The 259-nt window shown below is 55.6% G+C and carries 1 protein-coding gene; it reads left to right on the plus strand.

What is annotated here, in order from left to right; translation table 11 throughout:
• Nucleotides 1–21: 21 nt before the first annotated feature.
• The coding region (locus tag ACPYOM_RS22930; protein ID WP_481347732.1) for a serine hydrolase at nt 22–259 on the plus strand (238 nt) is incomplete at its 3' end.

Below are 259 nucleotides of genomic sequence, written 5' to 3' on the forward strand. Positions count from 1 at the left end.
GTTTCGAGTGTCATCAAGACCATGACGGCGATTTCTGTGTTGAAGCTCGTGGACGAAGGACTGATCGCTCTTGATGATCCCGTCAACGGGCTTTTGGAGAGCTTTGGGGTTGGTCTCAAGCCTCCCGTTCCGATCACTCTGAGGCAATTGCTGTCCCATACCTCGGGAATGCCGGACTACAGAGACGTGATGTTCCGGAGCCTGGAGGCCTTTGTATCCGCTTCCTCTCAGGGCCTGACGACACTTGAAGCCCTCAGGC

This window comes from Monashia sp. HAY1-2A, assembly GCF_056755315.1.